This window comes from Nonomuraea sp. NPDC049309 (assembly GCF_043196965.1).
Classification (GTDB): Bacteria; Actinomycetota; Actinomycetes; order Streptosporangiales; family Streptosporangiaceae; genus Nonomuraea; species Nonomuraea fastidiosa.
In genome coordinates this window covers 92,622-117,214 of record NZ_JBICSH010000001.1, presented here as the reverse complement: position 1 = coordinate 117,214, position 24,593 = coordinate 92,622, and the positions used below count along the sequence as shown (strand labels likewise).

Sequence of the window (24,593 nt, the reverse complement as noted above, 5' to 3'; positions counted from 1 at the left end):
GCCGGGCTCCTTCGGGTGGCGGGCTACTTGGTGGTGGCGGGGCGGGCGGAGGCCGGCGCCGCCACGTCGCGCTTCCTGGCCAGCGATTCCGCGAGCTTCTGGCCGCGGGCTCTGATCTCGTCGGAGTAGAACTCCTTGGCCACGTCGTAGCCGAACAGCGCGCCCAGCTCGGTCAGGCGGATCTCGTCGGTGTCGCAGACCAGCAGGTCACGACGGGTGAGGTCGTCGAGCAGCGGGCCGAAGACGTCTTCGGGCTCCTGGCCGTGGCGATCGCGGAAGGTCTGCCGGGCGACAGAGAGCATCCGCAGGCCCATGGCCATCGTCGCGCGCGGCCGCTCCTCGTGCGGGGTGAGCTGACCGGCGTTGACCGGTGGCACGCCCTGCGCGGTCAGCTCGGTGTAGCGCTTGAGTTCGGCCACGTTGACGTAGGTGTACTCGTTGACCGTGCCCATCGCTCCGGCCCCGAGGCCGAGCAGGTCGCCGAAGTCGGTGAAGTGGATGCGAGCGTGCCGGTAGGTGACGTCGGGCAGCGAGTAGTCGGGCACCGAGGTCTGGCGCAGGCCGCGCGCGGCCAGGTGCTCGCCGGCCCGCCGGCACAGCTCGAGCTCATGGGCGAGGTCGCCCGGGCGGCCGGCCTTGCCCTCGTTGACGTCCCTGAAGAGCTTGGTGTGCGGCATGATCGACAGCGGGAACAGCGTGATCTGCTTGACCCCGGCGTCCAGCGCGATGTCCAGGTCGGTCAGCAGCGGAGCGACGCCCTGGCCCGGCAGGTTGTAGATCAGGTCGATGCTGATGTGGTCGATGCCCGCCTCCTGCGCCTGCCGGATCACCCGCAGCGAGGTCTCGCCGTCCTGGGCGACGTCCGACGCCTGGCCGATCTCCTTATCGAAGGTCTGCACGCCGAAGCTGACCCGGTTGACGCCCGCCTTGCGGACGGCGGCGAACTTCTCCGGGCCGACGGTGATCGGGCTGCACTCCAGGGTGATCTCAGCGTCGGGCGCGAAGGTGAACTGCTCGCGGGCGAAGGAGATGATCTCGGCGAGCTGCGTGGCCGACAGGCTGCTCGCGGTCCCGCCGCCCATGTAGAGGGAGCCGAAGACGGTGCTGCGGAAGTACGGCGTCCGCGCGTACATGGCCATCTCGGACTTGAGATCGTCCAGGTACTTGCGGACCCGGCCTTCGTCCTTGAGGTACTTCACGAACGGGCAGAAGCCGCACAGGTAATCGCAGAACGGGATGTGCATGTACATGGCGGCCGGTTGAGGGGCCCGGCTCGGCCGGTCCAGCTCCATCTGCTCGGCGATCCGCTCGTACTGCGGCGGGGCCCACGGCATCGGGTAGCACATGACCGGGTAGCGGTCCCGGGCGGCGTACGGGAGAGCGGCGGTCGCGCTCATCATGCCTTCCTTCCTGCGCCAGCCTGCGCGGAGATGCGGAGCGAGCTCGTGGAGACCTCCGCCTCCAGGTTCTTGGGGTCGAAGTTCATGCGGACCATGATCTTGGGGTGGCTCTCGACGAACTCTTCGATGAGCCGGAGGATCGTGCGGCACTCGGCGGGCCCGAGCGCCTCGTCGACGTAGAAAACGGCCTGCAGCATGTCGATGTCGGGCCGGCCGCTCCTGCCGGCGATGCCACGCCACAGCGGGGTCTGGGGGTACACCCGGATGCCGAAGGCGATGGTGAGGATGTCCGGGGCGCAGCGATCCATCGTCTCCAGCGTCCGCGCCACGGTGTCGGCCGTTTCGCCCGGACCGCCCAGGAGCAGCGAGTGGATGATGCGGACACCGGCCCTTCGGGCGCACGCCGTGGCGTTCTCGATGTCGGCGACGGTGAAGTCCTTCTGGAGGCTGGTCAGCATCTCGTCGCAGCCGGCGTCCAAGCCGAAGTTGAGCGTCTCGCAGCCGGCCCTTTTGAACAGCTGGGCCAGGTGGTCGTCGTACTGCAGCGGGTTGGTGTAGGCCATCCACGTGACGCCGAGGTCGGCGGCCACCATCTCCTCGCACACGGCGATCGCATGCCGCCTGGGGAGGTTGAAGATGCTGTCGGTGATGAAGAACCGCCTGACCCCGGCCAGATCGCGGACGTGCCGCATCTCGTCCACGATGTGCGCGGGCGAGCGGAGCCGGAACCGCTTGCCCTCGATCGAGGGCACCGGGCAGTAGGAGCAGCGGAAGGCGCAGCCGCGCTTGGTCTGGATGCCGTACGTGGGCTGCGGCCCGACCACCTGGGTGCTGAAATACCGGCTGTCGGGGACGAAGTAGCGCGGCGCGACGATCGAGCCGGGGTCGCTCACCCTGGCCGGCTCCGAGACCGCCACCTGCGTCCCCTCGCGCCGCAGCAGTCCCGGCGCGTCGGTGATGGGCCGGCCTTCCGCCAGTGCGTCGGCGATGGCCACCATGGCGGGCTCGCCCTCACCGACGACGCCGAGGTCCGCGTCCAGCACGTTCATGATCTCGACCGGCATCAGCGAGAAGGCCGACCCGCCGAGCACGACCGGCGCGGAGCAGGCCGCGCGGCATGCCTCCAGCACGATCCGCACGTCGCCAAGGTTGCCGCGATACTGCAGGTAGGTCTCGTTGTCGATGTTGCGGACGGAGATGCCGATCAGGTCGGGCCCGTACTCTTCGATCGTCTCGGTGACGTGGCTTGCCAGGCGGTCGTCGGGGTCGAAGCAGAGGTCGAGGATGCGGGCCTCGTGGCCGGCGTCGATGAGAGCCGTCTGAAGGTAGGCGACTCCCGCCGGCACGGCGAAGGAGGGCCGCCGTTCCCTGTTGGTGGCGATGAGCAGGACCTTCACGTGCCCTCCTCGGGGACGATGGCGACGGGGCGGGTCCAGGCCGCGCCCGCACCCCTGACGTGGATGGGCAGGAACATGACCGTGAAGCCGGTCGGGCGCGGCAGCCGGTCGAGCCCGCCGAGCCGCTCGATCTGCAGGAATGCGCGGCGCCGGCCGAGCAGATGGCACGGCCACAGGTGGGCCGCGTCCCCCGAACGGTAGTAGCGCTCGATCATCACCGGCGCGGGCAGGTCGAAGCCCGCGGTGTCCACTCCGATGACCGTGACGCCCTGCTCGAGGAGGTACTCGGTGGCCTCGACGGTCATGCCGGGATGAGCGGTGAAGTAGCGCGGCCCCGGCCACAGGCGATCGGCCCCGGTGTGGATCAGGACGACCTCACCGGGGGAAAGCGTGTGCTCGATCCTGGCCAGTGCCTGCCGGATGTCGGCGGCGGTGATGCTCTGCGCCGGTCCGTGATCGGTCAGCTTGTGGGTCAGCCGCAGCAGCACGCCCGGGCCGACGCAGCGGTCGAGGGGGATCTCGTCCACCCGCAGCGCCGGGCGATCCCCGGTACGCGGCCCGTAGTGGAAGGGTGCGTCCACATGGGAGCCCGCGTGCACGGACAGCGTGAACACCTCGTTGCCGAGGAACAGGCCGTCGGGAAAGCAGCCGGGACCGATGCGGCGGCCGCCGGCGACGTACCGGGCGGCCCTGGCCAGCCTGAGCCGGAGGGGCAGGCGGCGGTTGAAGACGGCCTTGCGGCCGATGCGGCGTCCCCCGTGCTCGTGGCGCCACAGCCGCCTGCGCATGACGGCGGGGTCGAAGGGGCTGGGTTCGATGGGCATGCTCAGGTCGATCAGCCGGCCGGTGGCGGGCAGGGCGACGCGGCCCGTCCGGTGCGGCTCGACGGTCGTCATGACGGGCCTCCAGCCGTTTTGAGCACGGCGGCGGCGTTGAAGCCGCCCACGCCGCGGGTGAACACCAGTGCCGTGTGCAGGTTCGCGTCCCGGCGAGGGGCGCGCGCGACGTCGAGGCCGGCGATGACCGGCCGTCCATCGAGGTCTTCGCAGGCGGGCGGGACGACGTCGTGGAAGAGTGCGAGCGCGGCCCAGGCGAGGTCGAGCACGCCGCAGGCGGAGTTCAGCCGGCCGGTGAGCGTCTTGGGCACGGCCACCGGGACGTCCGCGGCCCGCCGGCCGAGTGCCGAGATCAGGGCCTCGGCCTCGAGCGCGTCCCATCGCCTGTTGCCGTCGCCGTCGGCGAGGACCAGGTCCACCTCGCCGGGCGTCACGCCGGCTCGTTCGAGCGCGAGCGCGATGGCCGCGGCCATGTGCGCGGCCGTCGGCGGCGGGTCGGCGGGGTGGTGGGCGTCGTGGGTGCTCGCCACGGCGGCCAGCTCGGCGTAGATCTGCGCGCCGCGGGCGCGCGCCGTCTCCGCGCGCTCCAGGACCAGCATGGCGCCGCCCTCGCCGGGGACCCACCCGGCCGCCTGCTCGCTGAAGGGCAGGTAGGCCCCCGCGGCGGCACCGGCGGTGCTGTGCCGGCCGAGCGATGCTTGGCAGAGGAGCGCGTACGGCGAAAGCGGCGCTTCGGCCGCGCCGAGCAGCACATGGTCGGCCTGCCCGCGCAGGAGCAGGCGGCGTGCCTGGGCCGCGGCGTGCAGGCCGCCCGCCGCGTCGGCGACGGCCACGCCGCAGCGGCCCTTCGCGCCGTGGCGGATGGAGACCTGGCCGGCGAGCGCGGCGTAGAACCACGCGATCGACTGATAGGCGCTGACCGCCCGGGGACCGTCGCGCCACAGCGCCTGGATCTCGCGCTGGCCGTATTCGTTGCCCCCTTCGGATGCGGCGGTCAGGATCGCCAGCCGGTAGGGGTCGAAGTCGCTGATCGCCGCGTCGGCGAGTGCCATCTCGGCCGCGGCCAGGCCCATCCAGCACCACCGGTCGGTCTGCACCTGCAGCCGCCGGGGCACGAAATCCGCCGGGTCGAAGTCGCTGACCACGCCGGCCACGCGGATGCCGCTGTCGCCGGCCGTGGCCGGGTCGACGGGCCGGATGCCGGCACGCCGGTCGAGGGTGTTCTTCCAGTGCGCGGCGACGCCGATACCGGTGGGTGCGACGACGCCGATGCCACTGATGACGAGCGAGGCGGGTTCCGTCACGCGATGCCTTCCTTCCGTGACTTCGCCAGGGCGGAGACGACCATGGCCGACTGGAACCCGCCGAACCCGCTGCCGACCGACAGGGCGTGGCCGATACGGTGCTCGCGCGCGGTCACCGGCACGTAGTCCAGGTCGCACTCGGGATCGGGCGTGGTCAGGTTGGCCGTGGGCGGCACGACCTGGTGCCGGATGGCCAGCGCGCACGCGGCCATCTCGATCGCTCCGATGGCGCCGAGCGAGTGACCGACCACCGATTTGATCGAGCTGATCGGCACCTGAGCGGCGGCCGGGCCGAGCGCCCGCTTGAAGGCGGCCGTCTCGTGCCGGTCGTTCTGCTTGGTGCCGGAGCCGTGTGCGCTGATGTAGCCGAGGTCGCCGGGCGCGAGCCTGGCCTGCCGCAGCACGTCGAGGATGGCCTCGCTCATCTCGATTCCGTCCGGGCGCAGGCCGGTCATGTGGTGGGCGTTGGCGCGGCCGGCGTAGCCGCTGATCTCGCAGTGGATCGGCGCGCCGCGCCGCCTGGCGTGCTCCAGTTCCTCCAGCACCAGAACGGCGCTGCCCTCTCCGAGCACGAACCCGTCGCGGGTCGCGTCGAACGGCCTGGAGGCGGTCTCCGGCGCGTCGTTCCTTGCCGTGGTGGCGCGGATGGCGTCGAAACAGGCCACGGTGATGGGCGAGATGGGCGCGTCGGAGGCGCCCGCGATCATCACGTCGGCCTCGCCGTCGGCGATCAGCTCGTACGCGGTGCCGATGGCGTCGATGCCCGACGTGCAGCCGGTCGAGACCATGAGGGCGGGGCCGTGGGCGCCGTAGCGGGCGGCCAGCTCGCTCACCGCGCTGGAGGGGACCAGTGCCTGGTAGAGGAAGGGGAGACTGTGGTCGGCGGCGACCGTCCAGTCCCGGCCGGCGTCGCTGGCGACGACGTACTCCTCCTCCAGGCGGATCGTCGCGCCGACCGCGCTGCCGAGGCAGACGCCGACCGCCGGGCCGGCGTCCGCGCCCTCGAGGTCGAGTCCGCTGCTGGTGACCGCTTCGCGGGCCGCGGCCAGGGCGAGTAACACGAACCGGTCGCAGCGCCGGATCTCGCGCGGCGTCAGGCCCCACTCCTCAGGGATGAAATCGCACTCCGCCGCGATCTGGGAGCGGAAGGGAGCCGGGTCGAAGGTGCTGATGCGGCGGATCGCCGAGCGTCCGGACACGAGCCTCGCCCAGAACGCGTCGGCCCCCGCCCCTCCGGGCGCCTGCACCCCGATGCCGGTGACCACTACCCGCCGGCTCATGTCGCCGCCGGCGAGGGCGCGTCCTCGGTGTCGACGTGGCCCAGCTCGGGGCTGGGCGCAAGGGGGCCGAGCGCGAAGACCACCAGTGCCGGGCCGGTCCCGACGTTGGTCACCCGATGGCGGACCTCGCGGGGCACGAACACCGCGTCCCGGGGCTTGAGGGTGTGGGGCTCGCCGTCGATGTCGACGCGTACGGTGCCCTCGGCGACGAACAGGTGCTCTTCGGAGTAGGGATGGTAGTGCTCGTTGACCTTTTCGCCCGGTGCCAGTTCGACAGCGCCGGATATGCCGTGCGCGCTGCCGGTCGAGGCGGGGTTGAGCAGGGTGCGCATGTCCCCGCCCCGTTGCCGCACCGAGCGGGTGGAAGCGAAGCTCTGCGGCCGGGAGCGTGAGGCCTTGATCCGCTGGGCGATGACGCGGAGCTGTTCGGCCGAGCCGCGGTTGAGCCGGGCCTCCATCGCCGCGTCGTCCACTGGCGCGTCGGGCCGCATGGTGAAGTCCTGGACCCAGCGCAGCCGCGTGGTGTCGGGGGTGAGCGCCTCATAGGTCCAGTAGAGGTTCATGAACTGGAACGGGCCCGGCTCCACGCGCCGGGCCCGCACCGTCCAGTGCTCGCGGTCCAGCCGGCGCTCCGACACCCACGACCACACCTTGCCCTCCTCGTCGGGATGGGTGGTGAGCCTGAAGGTGATGTGGCCGGGCTCTTCGGACAGCACCTCGACCTTGGCGTACTCGGTGAACAGGTCCGTCCACGAGCGGAGGTCGTTGGTCCTGGCCCAGACGTACGCGATCGGCGCCTCGATCACGATGCTGTTGTCGGTGTGGCCCATGACGCGTCCCCTCAGCCCTTCTCGGCGGGTGCGTGCTCACCGAGCAGTGCACCGAGCTGGGCCGGCGTGGTGTCGGCGGTCAACCGGTCCTCGATGACGACCCCGTACCGCTCTTCGGCCCTTGCGGAGATCTCCGCCCTGGCCAGCGAGTCGATGTTCAGCGACTCGAACGTCCGGTCGAACTGCTCCGGTGTCACGTCCGCTCCCACTGCGGCCATCAGTTGCGTGACGATCTCGACGTTCATGGCGACCACCTGGCCTTTCCCGCCTTTACCCGCGATGGTCCTTGTGCCGGTGACGGCGTGACCATCTCCATGGCGCGGTCAGCCTAGGAAAGGACGGCACGGCCCGTCTTCAACCGAGCCGCTGAAGTGGCCCTCGCCTTTCGGACACCCCGTACTCGTCCGCCGGACGATGCCCGCTTCGCCGGCGTGTCTCTTGGCTGAGGCGTTCGTCGCCCATCGGGCAACGGGAGAGGCCGCTTTTCCACCGGTGACGTGCCGGAGCAACTATGCGAATGACGAAAAGTAACTATCGCCGTCAATCTCCAGATATACGACTGTTTGACGCTTCTGGAGCAGATGTGGTCAATTGGACGCGATGATGCGCGAACGGGTGGGCTGCTATCACAGACCCTGTATCGATCATTCACTGGGGGAGCCGAAATGATCATGATCGACCCTACAGGCGCTACTTCACCCGCGGTGTGCTGATGAGCGTCATCAGACTGGTGGTGGCCGACGACCAACCGGTGATCCACATCGGGCTGCGCACCGCCTTCTGCGAACGCACCGGCATCAAGGTGGTCGCGGAAGCCGTCGACGGCCTCGATGCGGTCCGGCTGTGCCGGCAGCTGCGGCCCGACGTGGTGCTCATGGACACGCTGATGCCCAAGATGGACGGCTTTCAGGCCACAGCCGAGATCTGCGGCCCTGGCGGCGTCCCGGGCGTCAAGGTCCTGATGTTCGGCCCGACCGACCCGGATGAGGATCTCTTCCGCGCGCTCCGCCTCGGCGCCCGCGGCTTCCTCCTCAAGGACATCGGACCTGAACAGCTCATCTCGGCGATCCACCGTGTCCGGGCCGGCGAGGCGGTGCTGACCAGTCATGGCCTGACGCGGCTGGTCGCCGAGTTCAGCCGCACCCAGGCCCGGCCTCACCAGGCGCTACCGGAGGTCGAGAGCCTGACACCCCGGGAGCGTGAGGTCCTCGGGCTGGTGCTCCGGGGCTTACGGAACGACGAGATCGCCCGGATGCTGCGGGTCAGCGAGAGCACGGTGAAGTCGCACGTGCGAAGCCTGTGCACCAAGCTCAACGTGCGCGACCGGGTCCAGCTGGTCATCTTCGCGCACGAGCATGGCTTACATCACCGCATGATGTGCGGCCACATGGAGTATGACCGCTCCCCCACCGCACAGCGCAAACGCCTGGTGCTCAACGGCGTCCGGCAGAGCTGACGTCCGGGGTGGTGCGATGGCCTTGTCCGTGCACAACATCGTGATCGACTGCGAGAGCCCACCGCGCCTGGCCCGCTTCTGGAGCGCGGCCATGGGCTACGGCATCACCCACGCCGACGAGCGCTCGGCCCGGCTCACGCCGGGCCCCGGCGGACAGGGCCCGCACCTCATCCTCGTGAAGGTGCCCGAACGCAAGATCGCCAAGAACCGTCTCCACCTCGACCTGGCCGCTTCCGACCCCGAAGCCGAGATCCGGCGGCTGCGCGAGCTGGGAGCCACGGCAGTCGCGACGCGCCGCATGGACGAACTCACCTGGACGGTGATGCGCGACCCGGAGGGCAACGAGTTCTGCGTAGGCTGACCGTTATTACCGAAGAACCATCGAAAATCGGATGATTTTCCGGGATCTGCATGGCGGAAAGCGCTGTCTTTCTTCGCGCAATTCGACCTCAGGGGTGGATTCGCCCGGATCGCGGCTCTGAGTTGTCGAATACGCTCGGTCATAGTGCGGGGCCGTGCGTGCGCGGCAGTCGCGCGAGAAGCGCCGCGGGCCGGGCAGCGCGGGCGGGGCCGGTGTCGTGGCGCGGCGGCGGTGGGCGCCAGGCGCGAGGCCGGAGCGGCATTCGAAGGCGTTGGCCGAGGGCGACCTGCGAGGAGCAGCCGGCGCGGGTCCATCCCGGGCGTCCGTTCGCGCAGGCGAGCACGGCGGCCCGGCACGCCTCGGTGATCGCCGCCGCGCAGGAGCACATCCGGCGGCACGCGAAAGAGGTGCGGTGACGGTCGCTCGATTCGAGCGTTGACCGCGGGCCGGCCCGTGGTCCCGCCTCGCGGTCATCCTCCGAGTCCGGCCAGGATCTCGGCGGTTTCGCCGGGGTGGGACTTGGTGAGGTGCCGGCAGGCGTGCTTGATCGTCCACGCGCCGGCCGAGGTGGTGTCCGTCCAGCCGGAGAGCGTGGCCAGCACCAGCTCAGGATGCTTCTTGCTGATGTCGCTGATCGCATTGGCGGCCGACTTGCGCACGTACGCGCTGTCATCGGCGCGCACCAGACCGAGCAGCCGCAACGCCTCATCGGGACGGTCCTTGAAGTGAGGGCGGGCGGTCCACACCCGAGGTCCTTCGGCCGCCGCCCTGCGCACGTTCGGATGCCCGTGCGTCAGCCACGACTCCAGCAGCGGCACGCTCTCCGCCCAGCCCCGCAGCGCGCAGTGCCAGTCGAGCCCCTTGGCCAGTGCCTCCTGCACCCGCCAGTCGGCGTCATCGGCACAGGTCGTGGTCATGACCTCCAGGGCCGCCCGTTCCGCCACCGCCACCGCGCCCAGCAGCATGGCGGCGCCCATGCGCACCTCACGTTCGCTGTCCGGCTCCCACAGCGCCACGAGCGCCTCCAGCAGCTCGCCCGGCCGGTCCTGCCACTCCCGCCAGAGCCGTTCCGTCCTGCGCCGCAACTCGGGCACCGAAGCCCCTGCCAGCGCGGCGCGCAGCTCGTCCACCGTGCCAGTCGTCACGCCGCCTACCTTACGAGCCGGGGCTGGTCGAGCGCGGTCAAATGGCGCGGTCGGACGGCAGAGTGTCGAGAGACGATCACGGGGCGGTTCTCGCCGTCCGGACGGCCGCCTTCCATCCCATCCCGGTGATCGTCACGAAGAGCGTGAGGGCGGCGCTCCGCCTGCCGTCGAAGTCGTCGCGGCCGAGACCGTCAACATGGCGTGGACGCGTCGCTGATCCGGTCGCCGCGTTTTCGCCGAGGCGCGCTCTCAAGGTCTGAGAGGTTCAGCGGGCTGCGAACGGGATCAGGTGACCGTGTCAGCCTGAGGTGGAAACGGAACGTGCGAATCGGTGGGATGATCTTGGCCATGGAGCCGCGTGGTGAGCAAGCCGCCCGGTCTCCTCGCGGACGATGATCGGAGTGAGACGCGTGGTCAAGGGAACCGAGCCGGTCAGCCGGGCGGCTGCGCTGGAGGAGCGGCTGGCGGAGTGGTCGTCGCGGACCGGGGTCGCGGTGGAGGTGTGGGCCCTGCCCGGCCGGGCCCTTCCGAGCCGGGTGGACGGTCTCGTGCACGGCGTGATCGGCGATGTGTTGGACGAGGTGGAGCGGCAGGGGCGCGCCCGTGCGGTCTGCGTCGCGCTCACCGTGGGCTCCGGCGGGTTGCGGTTGACGGTGAGCGACGACGGGCAGGGAACGGCGGCCGAGACGTGCGAGGCGCGCCGGGCCGAGGCCGCGCGGCTGGGCGGCGGGCTGAGCGTGAACGCCGTACGCGGTGAGGGGACCACGGTGAGCCTCGTCCTCCCCGCCGGAGCGCTCGGATAGCCCGGCCCGCCGGCCCAGGGCGTTCAGCGCGCGGGATCGTGCTTCTCACGCCAGAGCTCGGCGCCGTCCTCGCCGTAGCCGACGATCGTGAAGCCCTCGGCGTACAGGTCGCCGGTGCGCTCCTGCGTCCCCGCGAACATCCGCAAGCCGCCGAGCTTCCACGGATCCGGTCTGGTGGCGGCGCTGACCGACGTGCCGTCCGCGAAGACCAGCGCGACGCGGGCGGTCTCCTCGCCGGTGATGCCGAACCAGCGCTTGCCGTGCTCGCGCAGCTCCGCGTTCCTGCGGTCGCCGCCCATGCCGAGCGGCGTCCTCGCGCCGTCCAGGTGGTGCAGGCCCACGGCCTGCCCGCCGAGCTTCCAGATCAGCGTCCTGCCGGGGGTCTCGTAGAGGCCGGCCTCGAGCTTGGCGGGCATCCTCACCGTGTCGCCGACCGGCTTGGCCGTCGCCTCGGGCACCGTCAGCGGCCGTGGCGCGATCCGCTTGATCGTCTTGCCGTCGCGGCCGGCGAACTCGATCGCCGTGACCGGCTCGTCCGCGGGGACGGTCACGGTCCAGACGGCCTGCGGGGCGCCCCGGGGTGTGGCGAGCGTGCCGGTGACGCGCTCTCCTTCCTTCAGTACGGCCGTGACCCGGGCGACCTCGGCTCCCGCGCTGCCGAAGTGCAGCACCTCGCCCGTGGCGGGGGGCGGGAACGTCCTGGTGTCGCCCTGCTCGGTGGCCTGCTCGCCGTCCACCGGCCGGTCACCGCAGGATTCCACGCTCGCTCCCGTCCGCGACAGCCGCTGGTGGCACAGGACGGTGTCGCCGTTCGCCGTCCTGGCGTACCAGAACGAGATGGGGCGCCGCTCTGAGGGGTTCTCGATCGTCAGGCGCTCGCCGATGGAAGCCGGCTCGCTGGGCGGGGCCGGGGTGGACGCGACGACGGCGGCGACGTAGCCGGGATCGCCGCCGCCCGCGATCAGCATCGTGACGGGCGCGGCGATGGCGGCGACGCAGACGCCGGCCAGCACCGCGTTCTTGCGCATCCTGCGCCGCCGGGACCTGGCCACCAGCTCGGCCGAGAACCTCGGCGGGGCCTGCGGCGCGCGGGTGGCGGCGCGGCCCAGCGCGGCGCGCAGGCGGGACTCCAGGGGGTCGGTCATGCGGGGCTCCCGTTGATCTCTGAGGTGCTGGGCAGCATGGAACGGAGCTTGGCCAGGCCGAGCGAGGCGTGGCTGCGTACGGTGCCGCGCGAGATGCCGAGCACGGCGGCGATGTCGGCGTCGGACAGGTCCTCGTAGTAGCGCAGCACCAGCACGGCCCGCTGTTTGCGGGGCAGTGTGGCGAGCGCCTCCCACAGGCCCTCGTCGCTGTCGGACGGCGGTGCGTCGAAGCCCGCGACCTCGGGCAGGGCCCAGCCGGGCCGTTCGCGCCTGCGCAACCGCCACGTGCTGATGTGCAGCCGCACCATGATCATCTTGGTGTAGCTCTCCGGGGCGTGTTTGCGGCGTACGCGGGGCCACGCCTGATGCAGCCGGATGAGCGCCTCCTGCGTCAGGTCGGCCGCGTCGTGCGGATCGCCGCTGATCAGGTAGCCGTAGCGCAGGAGCGCGTCGGCTCGTTCCGCCACGAAGTCCTCGAAGCGGGGCTCGTCGTCCAATGACTTCTGCCTTTCCTCGTACCGTCACGGGGTAGACGGCCGGGAGGTCCGAACTGTTGAAGCATGGCGTGCCCGGCGGATACTCGCGTGATGGACGATCTCACCGCACGGGCCACCGCGACGTACGACCGCATCGCCGCCGCCTACGCCTCCCGTTCCGAGCATCCGGACGCCGCGTTCCGCGCCTTCCGCGCCCGCTCCGGCGGGGGGCGTGGGTCACGGCGATCCGTGATCATGCCGCCCAGTTGACGGAACCGCTAGTTTCGTCAATGCTTGTCGAAACTGACGGTTCCCGAAAGGTGGACGACATGGACCTGCATCTGCGGGGCAAGCGTGCCCTCATCACGGGTGCGTCGCGCGGCATCGGCGCGGCCATCGCCGAGGTGCTCGCCGAGGAGGGCTGCGACCTCGACCTGGCCGCCCGCAGCGGCCCCGACCTGGAGAAGCTGGCCGCCCGACTGACGGACGAGCACGGGGTGGACGCCCGCGCCCACGTCGTGGACCTGCGGCGCGGCGACGACCTCGACCGGTTCGCGACGACGGTCGAGGTGCCGGACATCCTGGTCAACAACGCCGGCGACATCCCCGGCGGCCCGCTGCACGCGGTGGACGAGCAGGCGTGGCGGCACGGCTGGGAGCTGAAGGTGTACGGCTACATCAACCTGACCCGCCACCTGTACGCGCGGATGAAGGAGCGCGGCCACGGTGTGATCATCAACAACATCGGCGCGTCCGGCGAGGGCTACGACGCCAACTACATCGCCGGCAGTACCGGCAACGCCGCGCTGATGACGTTCACGAAGGCCTTGGGCGGGCGCAGCCTCGCCGACGGGATCCGCGTCGTCGGCGTCAACCCGGGTCCGGTCGCGACCGAACGCATCCAGACCCTGATGAAGGCCCAGGCCCGCGCCCGCTTCGGCGACGAGTCGCGGCACACCGAGCTGACCGCCATGTTCCCGCTGGGCCGTGCCGCGCTCCCCCGCGAGGTCGCCGACCTGGTCGCGTTCCTCGCCTCCGACCGCTCCGCCTACACCACCGGCGCGGTCTTCACCATCGACGGCGGCGTGTCCGCGGCCGGCTTGTGAACGCCTTCCTCTGGGCGGTCCAGGGCACGCTGGCGGCGATCTTCCTGGTCTCCGCGCTCCTGAAGGTCGTCCGGGCCCCCGACGCCCTGCCCGAGGCGCTGAGCGGCTACTCGGTGCGGTCGGTCCGGCTGATCGCGCTCGCGGAGGCGGCCGGCGCGGCGGGCGTGGTGCTGCCGGCCGCCACAGGCATCGCGTCGGCGCTCACCCCGCTGGCCGCCGCCGGCCTCGCGGTGATCATGGTGCTGGCGATGCGGCTGCATCTCCGGCGGCGCGAGTACCTGTCCGTGGCGGTCAACGTGCCGCTGTTCGCGGCCGCGGCGTGCGTGGCCGTGATCGGTTTCGGCGTCTACGCCGTGCAGACGTGACGGGGATACACCGCAGGGTGTAGAGGGCGCGCCCCGGAGCCGATGTCCCGGCCCTCGGTCCGGGAACACACTCGGGCCATGACCGCTGACATCCTCAACTCCACCGCCCGCCGCTTCCCCGCCACCGACATGCCGGTGGGGCTCATGCTGGCGCTGGTCGCGGCCGGGCTGCCCCGCACCGTACTCGCCGACCTGGGCATCGTCGCCCCGGAGAGCTCGCTGCTGTACTACGTGCTCGCGCTCGCGCCGTTCGCGGCGTGGGTGGTGGTCGCGCTGGTACGCGGCACGCGCCGGCCGTTCCTGGACTTCCTCGTGCTGGGAGCCCTGTACGGCCTGTCGCTGCTGATCGTCCACCAGGTTCTCTGGGACGTCGGGCCCTCGCTCGGCCACAACCCGCCGGAGAGCGCGGTCGCCTTCGCCGCCGGCTTCGACCCCGCCTGGCGGGAGCTCGCGCTCCGCGTGTACACCAGCGGGATCGCGATGATGATCGGTCTCGGCAGCGGCGCGGCCGTCGGCGTGGTCGCCTGGTGCGCCCAGGTGTGGCGCAGGCTCCGCGGCGGCCGGTCCGCCCGCTGAACCCGGCGCGCAGCGGCCGGCCCGCCGGGGCCGGACCCCGCGCGCGGCCTCGCTCAAGACTCCGTGCGACCTCCCGGTACGCCTCGCGCGTGCCGGGACGCGGTCGTGTCACCAGGTGACCGGGAGCCGCTCTTCCTGCAGGCGGAGGACCGCCTGGACCGGCTCGTCGCGGCGATCGCGGAGCGCGAGCCCGGCGAGCCTCTGGGCGCGCTGCTGCTCCGGCTCCACGACCTGCTCGTGCAGGGGTTCGCCGCCGACGACGAGCTGGACGTCGCCCTGTCCACCACGCGTTCGCGGCTGCTGCTGTCCGAGCCGGCGCTGCGCGCACGCGGGCTGTCGCTGATGTTCGACCAGCAGCCGCGCCTCGCCGAGGCGCTGCACCGGACCTACCCCGACCGGCTCGACCTCATCACGGCGGCCGCCGTGGTCGGCGGCTTCTGGGGCGCCATGGGCGTGGCCGGCCTCGTCGCGCAGCAGCACGGCGCCTCGCCCGGGGAGGTCCTGGCGGCGGGCCGGCGCGCCGTCGAGATCATCGCGGGCGGCGTGGAGTCCCCCTCGGAGTCGTCGGCGGCGTCCTCCGCGGCGTCCTCCGCGGCGTCCTCTGCGGCGTCCTCCGCGGGTCCTCTGCTGGGCCCTCCGCCTGACGCCTCGCCTACACCTCACGGCGTACCGGGAGCGCCATCCATGGGCGGACGCCGCGCGGATGCGAAGCCGCGACGATGACCGCACATGCCGATGACAGAGGTGAGGCGAGAGCAATGGCACCGCGCATCCGTAAGACCCTGCTGGTCGTTCACATCGTCGTCTCGGTCGCGCTGGCCGGGGAGGTGTGGGGGCTGGTGGTGCTCAACACGGTCGCCACGCTGACCGAGGACCTGGCGCTGGCGCACACGGCGTACCGGCTGATGCCCTTCATGATCTTCGCGGGCGGCGTGCCGCTGAGCATGACCGCGTTCATCACCGGCGTCGCACTGGGCCTGGGCAGCCACTGGGGACTGCTGCGCTACTACTGGGTGGCGATCAAGCTGGTGCTGCTCCTGGCCGTCATCGGGGTGGGCATCTTCGTGTTCGACCCCGAGGGGATGGCCGCGGCCACCGAGGGCGCGCGGCAGGTCGCGGCCTCCCGCCAGTGGGGGCAGGTCGCGGCGCTGAGCACGCAGATCGTCATGCTGCTGGCCGCGACGACGCTGTCGGTGTTCAAACCTCGGTGGCGGCTGCGGTGAATATCCTGGGTGGCTCTGTTGATCGTTCGATGTCATCCGGAGGATGAACGTCATGACGGAGCCCGTGTCGATCGAGCCCGTGTCGATCGAGAAGATCGCCGCCACGCTGCCCGGCCCCTTCCAGCCGCGCGACCTCGCCGCCGCCAACGACACCGTGGTGCGGATCGCCAGGTTCGAGGGCGAGTTCCCCTGGCACGAGCACGACGAGGACGAGCTGTTCCTGTGCTGGGACGGTTCCTTCCGCATCGAGATGGAGGGGCGCGACCCGGTGACGCTGTCCGGCGGCGAGCTGTTCGTGGTGCCGAAGGGCGTGCGGCACCGCCCGGTGGCCGAGCAGCCGGCGCACGCGTTGATGATCGAGCGTCCGGAGACCGAGCAGTACGGCAACCGCTAGCGGGAGGCGGGGCCGCCCGGCAGCGGCCGGGCGGCGCCCGCTTCAGCGCACGTCGAAGTTGGCCATCATCATCATGTCCTCGTGCTCCAGGTTGTGGCAGTGGAAGACGTACTTGCCCCGGTAGCCGTCGAACTTCACCAGCACCTCGGCCTGGTCGCCGCTGCGCAGGTCGACGGTGTCCTTCCAGCCGCCGGCGTACGGGCCGGGGTCGAGCACCTGGAACGGCGCGAGGTGGATGTGGATCGGGTGCGGCACGTTCTGGGCGCGCAGCTTCCACAGCTCCACCGTGCCGAGCCTGGGCGTGGCGGCGATGGTGTCGGGGCTGAACGGCGTGCCGTTCACCGTCCACAACGTCACCCCGTCGTGCTCGGCGCCGCCGCGCTCGAACGTGAACTCCCGCTCGGCCACGGCGTCCGACCGTGACAGCGGCCGGATGTCGGCGAGCCGGTCCGGGATGCGGCTGTCGTCGCTGCCCCTGCGCGCGACGATGAACCGCATGACGTCGCCGGTGCCGTCCTTGCCGAGCTTGTTGCGCAGCGTGACCTGCGTGCCGATCGGGTAGCGGGAGAAGTCGACGATCACGTCGAAGCGTTCGGCCTGGGCGATCTGCAGCTCGTCGTGGCCGACCGGGGCGGCGAGCAGGCCCTGGTCGCTGCCGATCTGCGTGAACGCGGCGCCGTCCGGCGGCGGCGGGTCGAGCGCGAGCAGGTAGCGCCGGGCGTTGGAGGCGTTGAGCACGCGGAAGCGGTAGCGGGCCGCGGTGACCTCCATGACCGGCCAGGGCACGCCGTTCACCAGCACGCAGTCGCCGAGCACGCCGCTCATGAAGTCGCCGGTCACGCCCGGCTTCCCCTGGAGCGAGGGGTCCACCGAGGGGTAGCTGAACGAGCCGTCCTCGTCGAACGCCCGGTCGGTGATCATCAGGGGGACGTCGCGGTCGCCGCGCGGGAGCGGCAGCGCCTCCTCCTCGTCGTCGTGGTGCAGGTGGAGCCCGGCCAGGCCGCGATAGACCTGCGGCCCGGTGAAGTCCATGCGGTGGTCGTGGTACCAGAGCGTGGCGGCGGGCTGGTCGAGCGGGTAGGCGTACTCCTTGGTCCCGCCGGAGGCTTTGACCAGGTCGGTGGGGTAGCCGTCGCTCTCCGGCGGTGTGCGGCCGCCGTGCAGGTGCACGACGACGGGGACGGGCAGCTCGTTGCGGTGCCGTACGACGGTGCGCCGCCCGCGCCGCGAGACGATCGTGGGCCCGGGGAAGATGCCGTTGTACCCCCACACCTCCGTGCGCAGCCCCGGCAGGATCTCCACCTGCGCCGCCCGCTGGGTGATCTCGTAATAGTCGGTGTCGCCGTCGCTGCGGGCCGGCCGCAGCACCGGCGGCACCCGGAACGGCAGCGTGAACGGCGCGGGCAGCTTCGCCTTGCTGCGCAGCAGGGCGCCCGCGCTGGACTCGGTCTCGACGTTGGCCCCGCCGCTGACCACGATGCCCGAGCAGGCGGCCGTTAACGGCGCGAGCACCAGCCCGCCCGCGGCCATCCGCAGCAGTTCCCGGCGCGAGAGCGTCATCGCGCCTCACCTCCGCCCCTGCGCCGATCGATGACGACGGCGACCACCGCGCCCGCCACCGCGAGGACCTGCGGGCCGAACCCGATCACGAAGGCCCAGGGCGGGTCCACCGTGCCGTCGTGCACGACGAGCCTGGCCACCAGCTCGCTGAACAGCAGGAATCCGGCCGCCAGTCCGACGAACAGGCCGAGGATGGCGACGCCGAGGGTGCGCATGTCGTGTGTCCCTTCTGCTTTCCGTAAGTCATGGACGGCGACGACCTTAGGCAGGCGGGGGTGCCGCGCACATCGGCGCACGGTCGTCGATCGGCGTCGACTTCTGGGGGATGACGTGCGGCGCCATGAGGTGATTTTCGACGACATCAAGTGTCAACTTCTGACGACTGTGGCCGTCAGCGCCGCTCGCCTATCCTGTGCCGGGTGGAGCTGGGAAGAAGCGGATGGCGCGCGGTGCTGACCGACGCGGCGATCGGCCTGGGCACGTCGCTGGTGGTCACCGTGGCGATCGCGATGGACCTGGGCGGCGCCCGGAGCCCCGACTTCCTGGCGTACCTGTTCGCCGTCTGCCTCGGCGCGCTGATGTTCGTCCGACGCCACTTCCCCGTGCTGGCGCTGGTGGCGACGGCGGCCGGGCTGCTCGCCTACTACGCGGCCGGCTATCCCGCGATCGGGCTGGCGCTGCCCGTGGCCGCCGCGCTCTACTCCGCGGCCGAGGCGGGCAAGCTGCTGATCTCGGCGGTGACCGGGGCCGCGCTGATCGCGGTCAGCACGTTCTTCCGGCTGCGCGAGGGCGAGAGCCTCGCCTACCTGCTCGGCTTCGAGCTGGCCTCGACCGCCGGGCTGATGTTCGCGGCCATCGCGCTCGGCGCCGCCGTACGGGCGACCCGGCTGCTGCGCGCCGAGCAGCTGCGCACGGCGCGGCAGGCGGCGGCCGAGCGCGAGGCGGAGGCGCGCAGGCGCGTGCAGGACGAGCGGCTGCGCATCGCCCGCGACCTGCACGACGTGATCGGACACACGATCGCGCTGGTCGCCGTCCAGGCCGACGTGGCCGAGGAGGCGCTGGACGACGACCCCGGGACGGTCCGGGCGGCGCTCAAGACCATCAGGTCCGCCGGCGAGGAGGCGATTCACGAGCTGCGCGGCACGCTCGGGCTGCTGCGCTCGCCCGGCGAGCCGGAGGACCGGGCGCCGACGGGGACGCTGCGCAACCTCGGCAGCCTGCTCGCCGCCACCCGCGAGAGCGGCCTTGCGGTGGAGCTGCGCGCCGAGGGCGAGCCGGTGCCGCTGCCCGCCGTCGTCGACACCACCGCCTACCGCATCGTTCAGGAGGCTCTGACCAACACCCTCCGCCACGCCGAGGCGAGCAGGGCCGAGGTCGAGCTGCGCTACGAGCGCGGCGGGCTGGGCATCCGGGTGACCGACGACGGGCGGGGCGCGGGCCGGCGCGATGATGATCCCGGCGGCGGCTCCGGCTTCGGCATCGAAGGCATGCGCGAGCGTGCCGCGCTGCTCGGTGGCAGGGTGGACGTGGCGGAGGCGCCGGAGAACGGCGGGTTCGTGGTGGAGGCCTGGCTGCCTGTGGAGGTCGGACGACAGTGATCCGGGTGGTGCTGGTCGACGATCAGGACCTCATGCGCGCGGGGCTCGCCGCGCTGCTCGAACGTGCCGACGACATCACGGTGGCCGGCGAGGCGGGCGACGGCGCGGCGGCGTACGAGCTGGTCCTCGCCGAGCGGCCCGACGTGGTGCTCATGGACATCCGCATGCCGGGCGTTGACGGCATCGAGGCGACCCGCAGGATCGCCGCCGACGAGCGGCTGCGCGACGTGCGGGTGATCATGCTGACCACGTTCGACACCGACGAGCACATCTTCGACGCGATCCGGGCCGGCGCGGCGGGCTTCGTCATCAAGACGACCCGGCCGGAGGAGCTGCGCGCCGCCGTCCGCACGGTCGCGGCCGGTGAGGCGCTGCTGTCGCCGTCGGTGACCAAGCGGGTGATGGCCGTGGTCGCCGGCACGTACCGGCCCGCCGACTCCGGGCTGATCGCCCAGCTCACCGAGCGGGAGCGGGAGCTGCTCGCCGAGATCGCGGCGGGCCGCCCGAACGACGAGATCGCCGGGCGGCTGTTCATCAGCCCGGCGACCGTGCGCACGTACGTCAGCCGGCTGCTCACCAAGCTGGGCGCCCGCGACCGCGCGCAGCTCGTGCACATCGCGTACGAGAGCGGGCTGGTGCCTCCCGGCCGCGCCGGTCAGGCGTGAGCGCCGGTCATGTGGACGGGTCGTCTCATGGGGACGGGCTGATCTACGGGTGCGGGCCGCCGCGCCAGGCCGGCATCGGGCGGCGGCCGACGGCGACGTCGAGGGCCGCCCTGGCGAGCAGCCTGGTCGAGTCGAGCGTGGGCAGCGGCGACGACTCGGGGGTGACGAGCAGCGGGATCTCGGTGCAGACGAGTGCCACCGCGTCGCAGCCGCGCCCGGCGAGCGTCTGGATGATCTTCCGGTACGTCTCGCGCGAGGCGTCGGTGAAGACGCCCTTGACCAGCTCGCTGAAGATGATCTCGTTGACCAGCTCGCGGTCGCCGGGATCGGGCACCACCGCCTCGATGCCGTGCGCCCCGAGCGCCGCCGGATAGACCGGGCCGTCCATGGTGTAGCGGGTGCCCAGCAGGGCCACCCGGCGATATCCGGCGCGTGCCGCGTGGCCGGCCACCACGTGGGCGATGTGCAGTCCGGGTATGGGGAAGTCGCGGCCCGGCCGTTCCAGCGCCTGGTGCACGGTGTTGTCCGGGCAGACGAAGAAGTCGGCGCCCGCTTCGGCGAGGCGGTCGAGGCTGACCTCCATGGTCGCCCTGATCTCGTCGAAGTCGCCCCGGTCGTAGGCGGGCATGCAGCGCGCGAACGAGATGCAGTCCAGCGTCACGTCCGGATGCTCGTGCTCGCCGAGCGCCTCCTCGCCCAGCCGGCAGAACGTACGGAAGCACAGCGCCGCGCCCTCCGCGCTGTGGCCGAGGATGCCGAGGTGCCTGGTCATGCGGCCTCCCTGTCGTGGTGCCCCTCCATCCTCCCGGAGCGCACGGCAGGGGCGACGCTCCGGGCATGGATTAGCATCGCGGTCATGCCCTGGAAGTATGACCTGCGGGTGCTGACGTACGTCACCGCGATCGCGGAGGAGGGCTCGATCGGCGCGGCGGCCCGCCGGCTGCACCTCACCCAGCCGACGCTCAGCAGGCAACTGCGCGAGCTGGAGAACCGGCTGGGCGTCGAGCTGTTCGTCCGGGGCAGGCGCGGCCTGACGCCGACGGCGGCCGGGCGGGCGCTGGTGGATCGCGCGGCGCGGGTGCTCGCCGAGGCGGAGGCGATCCTCGACGACGTCGCGGCGGCGGCGCGCGGGCTGAGCGGGCGGCTGACGGTGGCGTTCGCCGGGTCGGGGATCAACGGCAGGCTCGGCACGGCGCTCGGCCGGCTCCGCGACGAGCTGCCCGGCGTGCGGCTCGACCTGGTCGAGCTGTTCGACGACGTCGAGATGTCCAAGGGGGTGCTGGACGGCTCCTTCGACCTGGCGGTGCACCGGCTGCCGGTGCGCCACGCGGGGCTGGTCGCCGAGCCGTGGGCGAGCGAGCCGCTCGTGCTCTTCCTCCCGGCCGCGCATCCCCTCGCCAGGGACACCGGGCCGGTGGACGCCTCCGCGCTCGCGGACCTCCCGCTGCTGCTGTGGCCGCGGGAGTCCGCGCCCCGCTCGTACGACGAGGTGATCGCGCTGTGCCACCGGGCCGGGTTCGCGCCCCGGGTGGCGCAGCAGGGGCGTACCGTGCAGACCATCCTCGCGCTGGTGGCCGCCGGGTTCGGCGCCACCGTGATGGCCGGCTCCTACCGCACCCTGCGCCGGGAAGGCGTCGCGGCGCGGCCGATCCGCGGCACGGTCAGCAGGCTGCACCTGGTGTACCGGGCGGACGACGCGAGCCCTCTGCTCGCGCGGGCGCTGCCGCTCCTCAGGCGGCCGTGAGCCCGTCGGTGATGGTCTGGACGGGCAGCACGTTCACGCCGATGCCGGCCACCTCCGTACGGCCGACGTCATGGACGCGCGAGGTCGCGTCGTCGGCGAGCACCAGCCGGTAGTCCCGCTCGCTGGCCTCGACCAGCGTCGCGCGCGGGCAGTTGGGGAAGTTGCACCCGGCCACCACCAGCGTGTCGACGTCCCAGCCGCGCAGCAGCTCGTCGAGGCGCGTCCGGTAGAAGCCGCCCCAGCGCGGCTTGAACAACGCCACCTCGCGCTCGCCCAGGGTCTGCGGCTCGCCGGACAGCAGCAGGTCCGCCTTCAGCGGCGGCGCGCCCGGCGGCAGCAGCTCGCCGGCGATCTCGCTGCCCTCGCTGCCCGGCAGCACGATCTTCGCCCCCTGGGAGAGCGGTGTCCGCCGTACCAGGTCGGCGTCCTCGCCGCTCGGGTCGTACAGGCGGATGAGGTGCACGATCGGCCGCCCGGCGGCGCGGAACGCCTCGGCCAGCCTGGCCACCTGCGGCAGCACCTCGGTGGTGCCCGGGATGCCGTACGGCGACTCCGACAGGAAGTCGCGCTGCACGTCGATGGTCAGCAACGCGGAGGTGGCCCAGTGTGGTGTCAGATGGGGGTCGGTGAAGGGGTTCACGGGTGCCCTCCCTCCGAGAAGTCCGATGAGCTTCCGGGAGTCTACGCCCGTGATCACCTCACGGGTGGGGGCGGATGGCCGTCAGGTGGAACGGTGCCGGCTTCCCGGCGGCGTGCGCCACGGCCGCCCGCGCGTCGTCCAGCGGGAACTCGGTGACGTCGAAGTGCGTGAGGTCCAGCAGGCCCGCGCGGGCCAGGGCCACCAGCCGCGGCGGGGCCTCGCGCGGGTACATCCACTGCCCGCGGACCGTCACGTTGCCGCGCATGAGCCACCGGTACGGCAGCGCCAGCTCGGCGCCGTCCAGCATGCCGACGCCGCCCATGAGCACGACCCGGCCGCCCTCGCGCACCGCCATGGCGGCGGCCCGTACGGGAGCCGGGCCCGCCGCGGGCGGCAGGATGTCGAGCACCAGGTCGATCGGGCCTTGTGCGATCATGCGCGTGCGGTCGGCGTCCTCGTCGCCGGTCAGCCGTACGGTGGCGACCCGGTCGCCGAAGCGGCGGCGCAGCCCGGCCAGCGCCTGCTCGTTGCGTCCCGGCGCGACGACGCGGGCGGCGCCCATCGCCAGGGCCACCGCCACCGCCGCGCCGCCGAAGTTCCCGGTCGCCCCGCTGACCAGCACCGTCTCCCCCGGACGCAGCCCGCCCGCCAGGAACCCGCCGTACGGCACCAGGCACAGCGTCAGCCCCAGCCACCGCCCGGCGTCGGCGGGGTCGATGGGGCCGCCGAGCGGCACGGCGTTCTCGGTGGGGATCAGCAGGCGCTCGGCGAACGACCCGTGGCCGTAGTGGCGCTGCAGCAGCAGCCCGCCCTCGCCGCCGGCGCTCAATCCCTGCAACGTGACGTCGGGGGCCGGCGCGCCGTCCCTGGCGCGGATCATCGGGTCGCACAGCACCCAGTCGCCCGGGGCCAGCCGGGTGGCGTCGGGGCCGCACGCCCGTACGACGCCGATCGCCCCCGCGCCCGGCGTCACCGGCAGCGTCAGCGGATACCGCCGCTCCCCGCTGAACACCTCGGCCGCGTACGGCAGCACCGGCGCCGCCACGACGTCCACCACCACCTCGCCCGTCCCCATCACCGGGTCCGGCACCCGCTCCACCGACAACGGGGATCCGAATTCCTTCAGCACAGCCGCCTTCACGACACTCCTTCTCTGCGGGCCGGCCGGCCTGCCGACCGCCCGGCTCATTGGACGGCCTCAGACCCATCCGCCTGATACCTGGGACGGCACAGAAGGCCACCGGCCGCCGCTGTGGACGGCACTCATGCTGGCCGCCCGGCCGAGGCGTAACCAGGACCGGTATCGTCCTGGGATGGCCCGATACCACCCTGGGAACCGCCAGACGTCGGGAAGGGGACGATCATGCCCGAGTCCACCGGCCGCGCGCTCGGCGACTTCCTGCGCTCCAGGCGGGAACGCCTGACCCCCGAGGCGGTGGGCCTGCCGCCGCGCCCCCGCCGCCGCGCACCCGGCCTGCGCCGCGAGGAGGTGGCCGAACGCGCGGGCATCGGCATCGACTGGTACGTACGCCTCGAACAGGGCCGAGCCGTCACCCCCTCCCTCACCACGATCGACGCCCTGGCCGCCGCCCTCTGCCTCGACGAGACCGAGCACGCCCACCTGCGCACCCTCGCCCGCCACCCCACCCGCCCCGCGTTCACCAGGGAACAGGCTCCGGAGGGCACCGCCCGCCTGGTGCACAGCCTCGACCGGCCCGCGTACGTGACCGGCCGCCGCTGGGACATCCTGACCGCCAACACCGCCGCGACCGCCCTGTTCACGGGGCTCGACCGCCTGCCCGCCGACGACCGCAACGTCCTCGTCTACCTGCTGCTCACCCCGATGGCCCGCGAGGTCTTCGGCGAGACCTGGGCCGCCCAGGCGCGCCACACCACCGCCCAGTTCCGCGCCGCGTACGACCTGCAGGCACCGGACGCGGCCTTCACCACGCTGGCCGACCGTCTGCGGCACGGCTCCCCCGAGTTCCGCCGGTGGTGGAAGGAGCACGATGTGGCGAGCGGTGGGGCGGGCCGGAAGATGCTGCACGGCCACGCCTACGACTACGCCACCTTCCAGACCAACGAGGACCCGGCCCTGCGCCTGACCGTCTGCACACCCCGCTGACCGCGACCGGGGCCATGAGCGGGACCGCTCGGCCCTGCGGAACCGGCCGGTCACCACCGGCACCCCGTAGGCGAAGGCCGCCGCCGGCGCGCGGGCGGACAGGGCCAGGGCCACGAGCAGCGGCATGTGCGGCAGCCGCCGCAGCGCCACCAACCCATGACGCC

At 72.2% G+C, this 24,593-nt stretch carries 29 protein-coding genes; 14 read left to right on the top strand and 15 right to left on the bottom strand.

All coding sequences use genetic code 11. From position 1 onward, the window contains the following. Nucleotides 1-23: 23 nt before the first annotated feature. Genes ACGFIM_RS00505 through ACGFIM_RS00475 form a run of 7 tightly spaced genes read right to left on the bottom strand, consistent with a single transcriptional unit; the run spans nucleotide 24 to nucleotide 7,292 of the window. Nucleotides 24-1,397, bottom strand: a complete 1,374-nt coding sequence (locus ACGFIM_RS00505) for a coproporphyrinogen-III oxidase family protein (protein WP_393192290.1) — start codon at nucleotides 1,395-1,397, stop codon at nucleotides 24-26. Further along, nucleotides 1,397-2,797: a B12-binding domain-containing radical SAM protein gene (locus ACGFIM_RS00500; protein WP_364069231.1), complete on the bottom strand. Its 1,401-nt coding sequence runs from the start codon at nucleotides 2,795-2,797 to the stop codon at nucleotides 1,397-1,399. The genes ACGFIM_RS00505 and ACGFIM_RS00500 overlap by 1 nt, the downstream gene beginning before the upstream one ends. Continuing rightward, entirely contained in the window at nucleotides 2,794-3,693 is a 900-nt protein-coding gene (locus tag ACGFIM_RS00495; protein WP_364069229.1) for a cyclase family protein, read from the bottom strand. Before ACGFIM_RS00495 ends, ACGFIM_RS00500 begins: the two co-directional genes overlap by 4 nt. Continuing rightward, the gene (locus ACGFIM_RS00490; RefSeq protein WP_364069227.1) at nucleotides 3,690-4,937 is read right to left on the bottom strand and encodes a beta-ketoacyl synthase N-terminal-like domain-containing protein; all 1,248 of its coding nucleotides are present in this window, start codon (nucleotides 4,935-4,937) and stop codon (nucleotides 3,690-3,692) included. Before ACGFIM_RS00490 ends, ACGFIM_RS00495 begins: the two co-directional genes overlap by 4 nt. Then, nucleotides 4,934-6,217, bottom strand: coding sequence for a beta-ketoacyl-[acyl-carrier-protein] synthase family protein (locus ACGFIM_RS00485; RefSeq protein ID WP_364069225.1), 1,284 nt, complete (start codon nucleotides 6,215-6,217; stop codon nucleotides 4,934-4,936). Before ACGFIM_RS00485 ends, ACGFIM_RS00490 begins: the two co-directional genes overlap by 4 nt. Next, nucleotides 6,214-7,047 carry a cupin domain-containing protein gene (locus ACGFIM_RS00480; RefSeq protein WP_364069223.1) on the bottom strand — a complete coding sequence of 278 codons (834 nt, stop codon included), beginning with the start codon at nucleotides 7,045-7,047 and terminating at the stop codon, nucleotides 6,214-6,216. The genes ACGFIM_RS00485 and ACGFIM_RS00480 overlap by 4 nt, the downstream gene beginning before the upstream one ends. An 11-nt stretch (nucleotides 7,048-7,058) precedes the next feature. After that, nucleotides 7,059-7,292, bottom strand: coding sequence for an acyl carrier protein (locus ACGFIM_RS00475; protein ID WP_364069221.1), 234 nt, complete (start codon nucleotides 7,290-7,292; stop codon nucleotides 7,059-7,061). Nucleotides 7,293-7,759: 467 nt separating this feature from the next. On the opposite strand from ACGFIM_RS00475, the gene ACGFIM_RS00470 reads away from it, so the two are divergent. Both ACGFIM_RS00470 and ACGFIM_RS00465 read left to right on the top strand, forming a co-directional pair. Continuing rightward, nucleotides 7,760-8,503, top strand: a complete 744-nt coding sequence (locus ACGFIM_RS00470; protein ID WP_393192283.1) for a response regulator — start codon at nucleotides 7,760-7,762, stop codon at nucleotides 8,501-8,503. A gap of 16 nt (nucleotides 8,504-8,519) precedes the next feature. After that, nucleotides 8,520-8,864, top strand: a complete 345-nt coding sequence (locus tag ACGFIM_RS00465) for a VOC family protein (RefSeq protein ID WP_393192280.1) — start codon at nucleotides 8,520-8,522, stop codon at nucleotides 8,862-8,864. Between the two features lie 470 nt (nucleotides 8,865-9,334). Here ACGFIM_RS00465 and ACGFIM_RS00460 read toward each other — a convergent pair whose 3' ends face one another. Further along, nucleotides 9,335-10,009 carry a DNA alkylation repair protein gene (locus tag ACGFIM_RS00460; RefSeq protein ID WP_393192277.1) on the bottom strand — a complete coding sequence of 225 codons (675 nt, stop codon included), beginning with the start codon at nucleotides 10,007-10,009 and terminating at the stop codon, nucleotides 9,335-9,337. Between the two features lie 392 nt (nucleotides 10,010-10,401). Here ACGFIM_RS00460 and ACGFIM_RS00455 point away from each other — a divergent pair, with 392 nt between their 5' ends. Next, nucleotides 10,402-10,812 (top strand): hypothetical protein, encoded by a 411-nt coding sequence (locus ACGFIM_RS00455; protein ID WP_393192274.1) that lies wholly within the window; start codon nucleotides 10,402-10,404, stop codon nucleotides 10,810-10,812. Nucleotides 10,813-10,835: 23 nt separating this feature from the next. On the opposite strand, the gene ACGFIM_RS00450 is transcribed toward ACGFIM_RS00455, so the two are convergent. Then, entirely contained in the window at nucleotides 10,836-11,957 is a 1,122-nt protein-coding gene (locus ACGFIM_RS00450) for a hypothetical protein (RefSeq protein WP_393192271.1), read from the bottom strand. Beyond that, nucleotides 11,954-12,454 (bottom strand): SigE family RNA polymerase sigma factor, encoded by a 501-nt coding sequence (locus tag ACGFIM_RS00445; protein ID WP_364069211.1) that lies wholly within the window; start codon nucleotides 12,452-12,454, stop codon nucleotides 11,954-11,956. The genes ACGFIM_RS00450 and ACGFIM_RS00445 overlap by 4 nt, the downstream gene beginning before the upstream one ends. A gap of 90 nt (nucleotides 12,455-12,544) precedes the next feature. Here ACGFIM_RS00445 and ACGFIM_RS00440 point away from each other — a divergent pair, with 90 nt between their 5' ends. From ACGFIM_RS00440 to ACGFIM_RS00410, 7 genes are all read left to right on the top strand, one after another. Further along, nucleotides 12,545-12,703, top strand: coding sequence for a hypothetical protein (locus ACGFIM_RS00440; RefSeq protein ID WP_393192268.1), 159 nt, complete (start codon nucleotides 12,545-12,547; stop codon nucleotides 12,701-12,703). A gap of 59 nt (nucleotides 12,704-12,762) precedes the next feature. After that, the gene (locus ACGFIM_RS00435) at nucleotides 12,763-13,539 is read left to right on the top strand and encodes an SDR family oxidoreductase (RefSeq protein WP_364069207.1); all 777 of its coding nucleotides are present in this window, start codon (nucleotides 12,763-12,765) and stop codon (nucleotides 13,537-13,539) included. Continuing rightward, on the top strand, nucleotides 13,536-13,904 hold the full coding sequence (locus ACGFIM_RS00430) for a DoxX family protein (protein ID WP_364069205.1): 369 nt from the start codon (nucleotides 13,536-13,538) through the stop codon (nucleotides 13,902-13,904). Before ACGFIM_RS00435 ends, ACGFIM_RS00430 begins: the two co-directional genes overlap by 4 nt. Nucleotides 13,905-13,982: 78 nt before the next feature. Continuing rightward, nucleotides 13,983-14,480, top strand: coding sequence for a hypothetical protein (locus ACGFIM_RS00425; RefSeq protein ID WP_393192264.1), 498 nt, complete (start codon nucleotides 13,983-13,985; stop codon nucleotides 14,478-14,480). A 105-nt stretch (nucleotides 14,481-14,585) separates the two neighbouring features. Beyond that, nucleotides 14,586-15,203 carry a TetR/AcrR family transcriptional regulator gene (locus ACGFIM_RS00420; protein ID WP_393192261.1) on the top strand — a complete coding sequence of 206 codons (618 nt, stop codon included), beginning with the start codon at nucleotides 14,586-14,588 and terminating at the stop codon, nucleotides 15,201-15,203. Nucleotides 15,204-15,238: 35 nt separating this feature from the next. Next, complete coding sequence (locus ACGFIM_RS00415) at nucleotides 15,239-15,703, top strand: hypothetical protein (protein ID WP_364069199.1); 465 nt, start codon at nucleotides 15,239-15,241, stop codon at nucleotides 15,701-15,703. Between the two features lie 52 nt (nucleotides 15,704-15,755). Further along, entirely contained in the window at nucleotides 15,756-16,097 is a 342-nt protein-coding gene (locus ACGFIM_RS00410; RefSeq protein WP_393192257.1) for a cupin domain-containing protein, read from the top strand. A gap of 42 nt (nucleotides 16,098-16,139) precedes the next feature. Here ACGFIM_RS00410 and ACGFIM_RS00405 read toward each other — a convergent pair whose 3' ends face one another. Continuing rightward, on the bottom strand, nucleotides 16,140-17,657 hold the full coding sequence (locus ACGFIM_RS00405) for a multicopper oxidase family protein (RefSeq protein WP_393192254.1): 1,518 nt from the start codon (nucleotides 17,655-17,657) through the stop codon (nucleotides 16,140-16,142). Continuing rightward, nucleotides 17,654-17,872 (bottom strand): DUF5957 family protein, encoded by a 219-nt coding sequence (locus tag ACGFIM_RS00400; protein ID WP_364069193.1) that lies wholly within the window; start codon nucleotides 17,870-17,872, stop codon nucleotides 17,654-17,656. The genes ACGFIM_RS00405 and ACGFIM_RS00400 overlap by 4 nt, the downstream gene beginning before the upstream one ends. A gap of 204 nt (nucleotides 17,873-18,076) precedes the next feature. Here ACGFIM_RS00400 and ACGFIM_RS00395 point away from each other — a divergent pair, with 204 nt between their 5' ends. Together ACGFIM_RS00395 and ACGFIM_RS00390 are read left to right on the top strand one after the other, a co-directional pair. Next, nucleotides 18,077-19,255 (top strand): sensor histidine kinase, encoded by a 1,179-nt coding sequence (locus ACGFIM_RS00395; RefSeq protein ID WP_378789604.1) that lies wholly within the window; start codon nucleotides 18,077-18,079, stop codon nucleotides 19,253-19,255. Beyond that, nucleotides 19,252-19,920, top strand: a complete 669-nt coding sequence (locus ACGFIM_RS00390; RefSeq protein WP_393192250.1) for a response regulator — start codon at nucleotides 19,252-19,254, stop codon at nucleotides 19,918-19,920. Before ACGFIM_RS00395 ends, ACGFIM_RS00390 begins: the two co-directional genes overlap by 4 nt. 43 nt (nucleotides 19,921-19,963) lie before the next feature. On the opposite strand, the gene ACGFIM_RS00385 is transcribed toward ACGFIM_RS00390, so the two are convergent. After that, nucleotides 19,964-20,692 (bottom strand): amino acid racemase, encoded by a 729-nt coding sequence (locus ACGFIM_RS00385; RefSeq protein WP_364069187.1) that lies wholly within the window; start codon nucleotides 20,690-20,692, stop codon nucleotides 19,964-19,966. Between the two features lie 84 nt (nucleotides 20,693-20,776). Here ACGFIM_RS00385 and ACGFIM_RS00380 point away from each other — a divergent pair, with 84 nt between their 5' ends. Beyond that, nucleotides 20,777-21,664 (top strand): LysR family transcriptional regulator, encoded by an 888-nt coding sequence (locus tag ACGFIM_RS00380; RefSeq protein ID WP_393192247.1) that lies wholly within the window; start codon nucleotides 20,777-20,779, stop codon nucleotides 21,662-21,664. On the opposite strand, the gene ACGFIM_RS00375 is transcribed toward ACGFIM_RS00380, so the two are convergent. Together ACGFIM_RS00375 and ACGFIM_RS00370 are read right to left on the bottom strand one after the other, a co-directional pair. Continuing rightward, nucleotides 21,651-22,304 (bottom strand): cysteine hydrolase family protein, encoded by a 654-nt coding sequence (locus ACGFIM_RS00375; RefSeq protein ID WP_393192244.1) that lies wholly within the window; start codon nucleotides 22,302-22,304, stop codon nucleotides 21,651-21,653. The genes ACGFIM_RS00380 and ACGFIM_RS00375 overlap by 14 nt on opposite strands. Before the next feature lie 58 nt (nucleotides 22,305-22,362). Further along, on the bottom strand, nucleotides 22,363-23,445 hold the full coding sequence (locus ACGFIM_RS00370; RefSeq protein WP_393192241.1) for an alcohol dehydrogenase catalytic domain-containing protein: 1,083 nt from the start codon (nucleotides 23,443-23,445) through the stop codon (nucleotides 22,363-22,365). A gap of 222 nt (nucleotides 23,446-23,667) precedes the next feature. Between ACGFIM_RS00370 and ACGFIM_RS00365 the strand changes: the two genes are divergently transcribed. Continuing rightward, on the top strand, nucleotides 23,668-24,429 hold the full coding sequence (locus ACGFIM_RS00365) for a helix-turn-helix transcriptional regulator (protein ID WP_364069179.1): 762 nt from the start codon (nucleotides 23,668-23,670) through the stop codon (nucleotides 24,427-24,429). Nucleotides 24,430-24,593 lie beyond the last annotated feature (164 nt).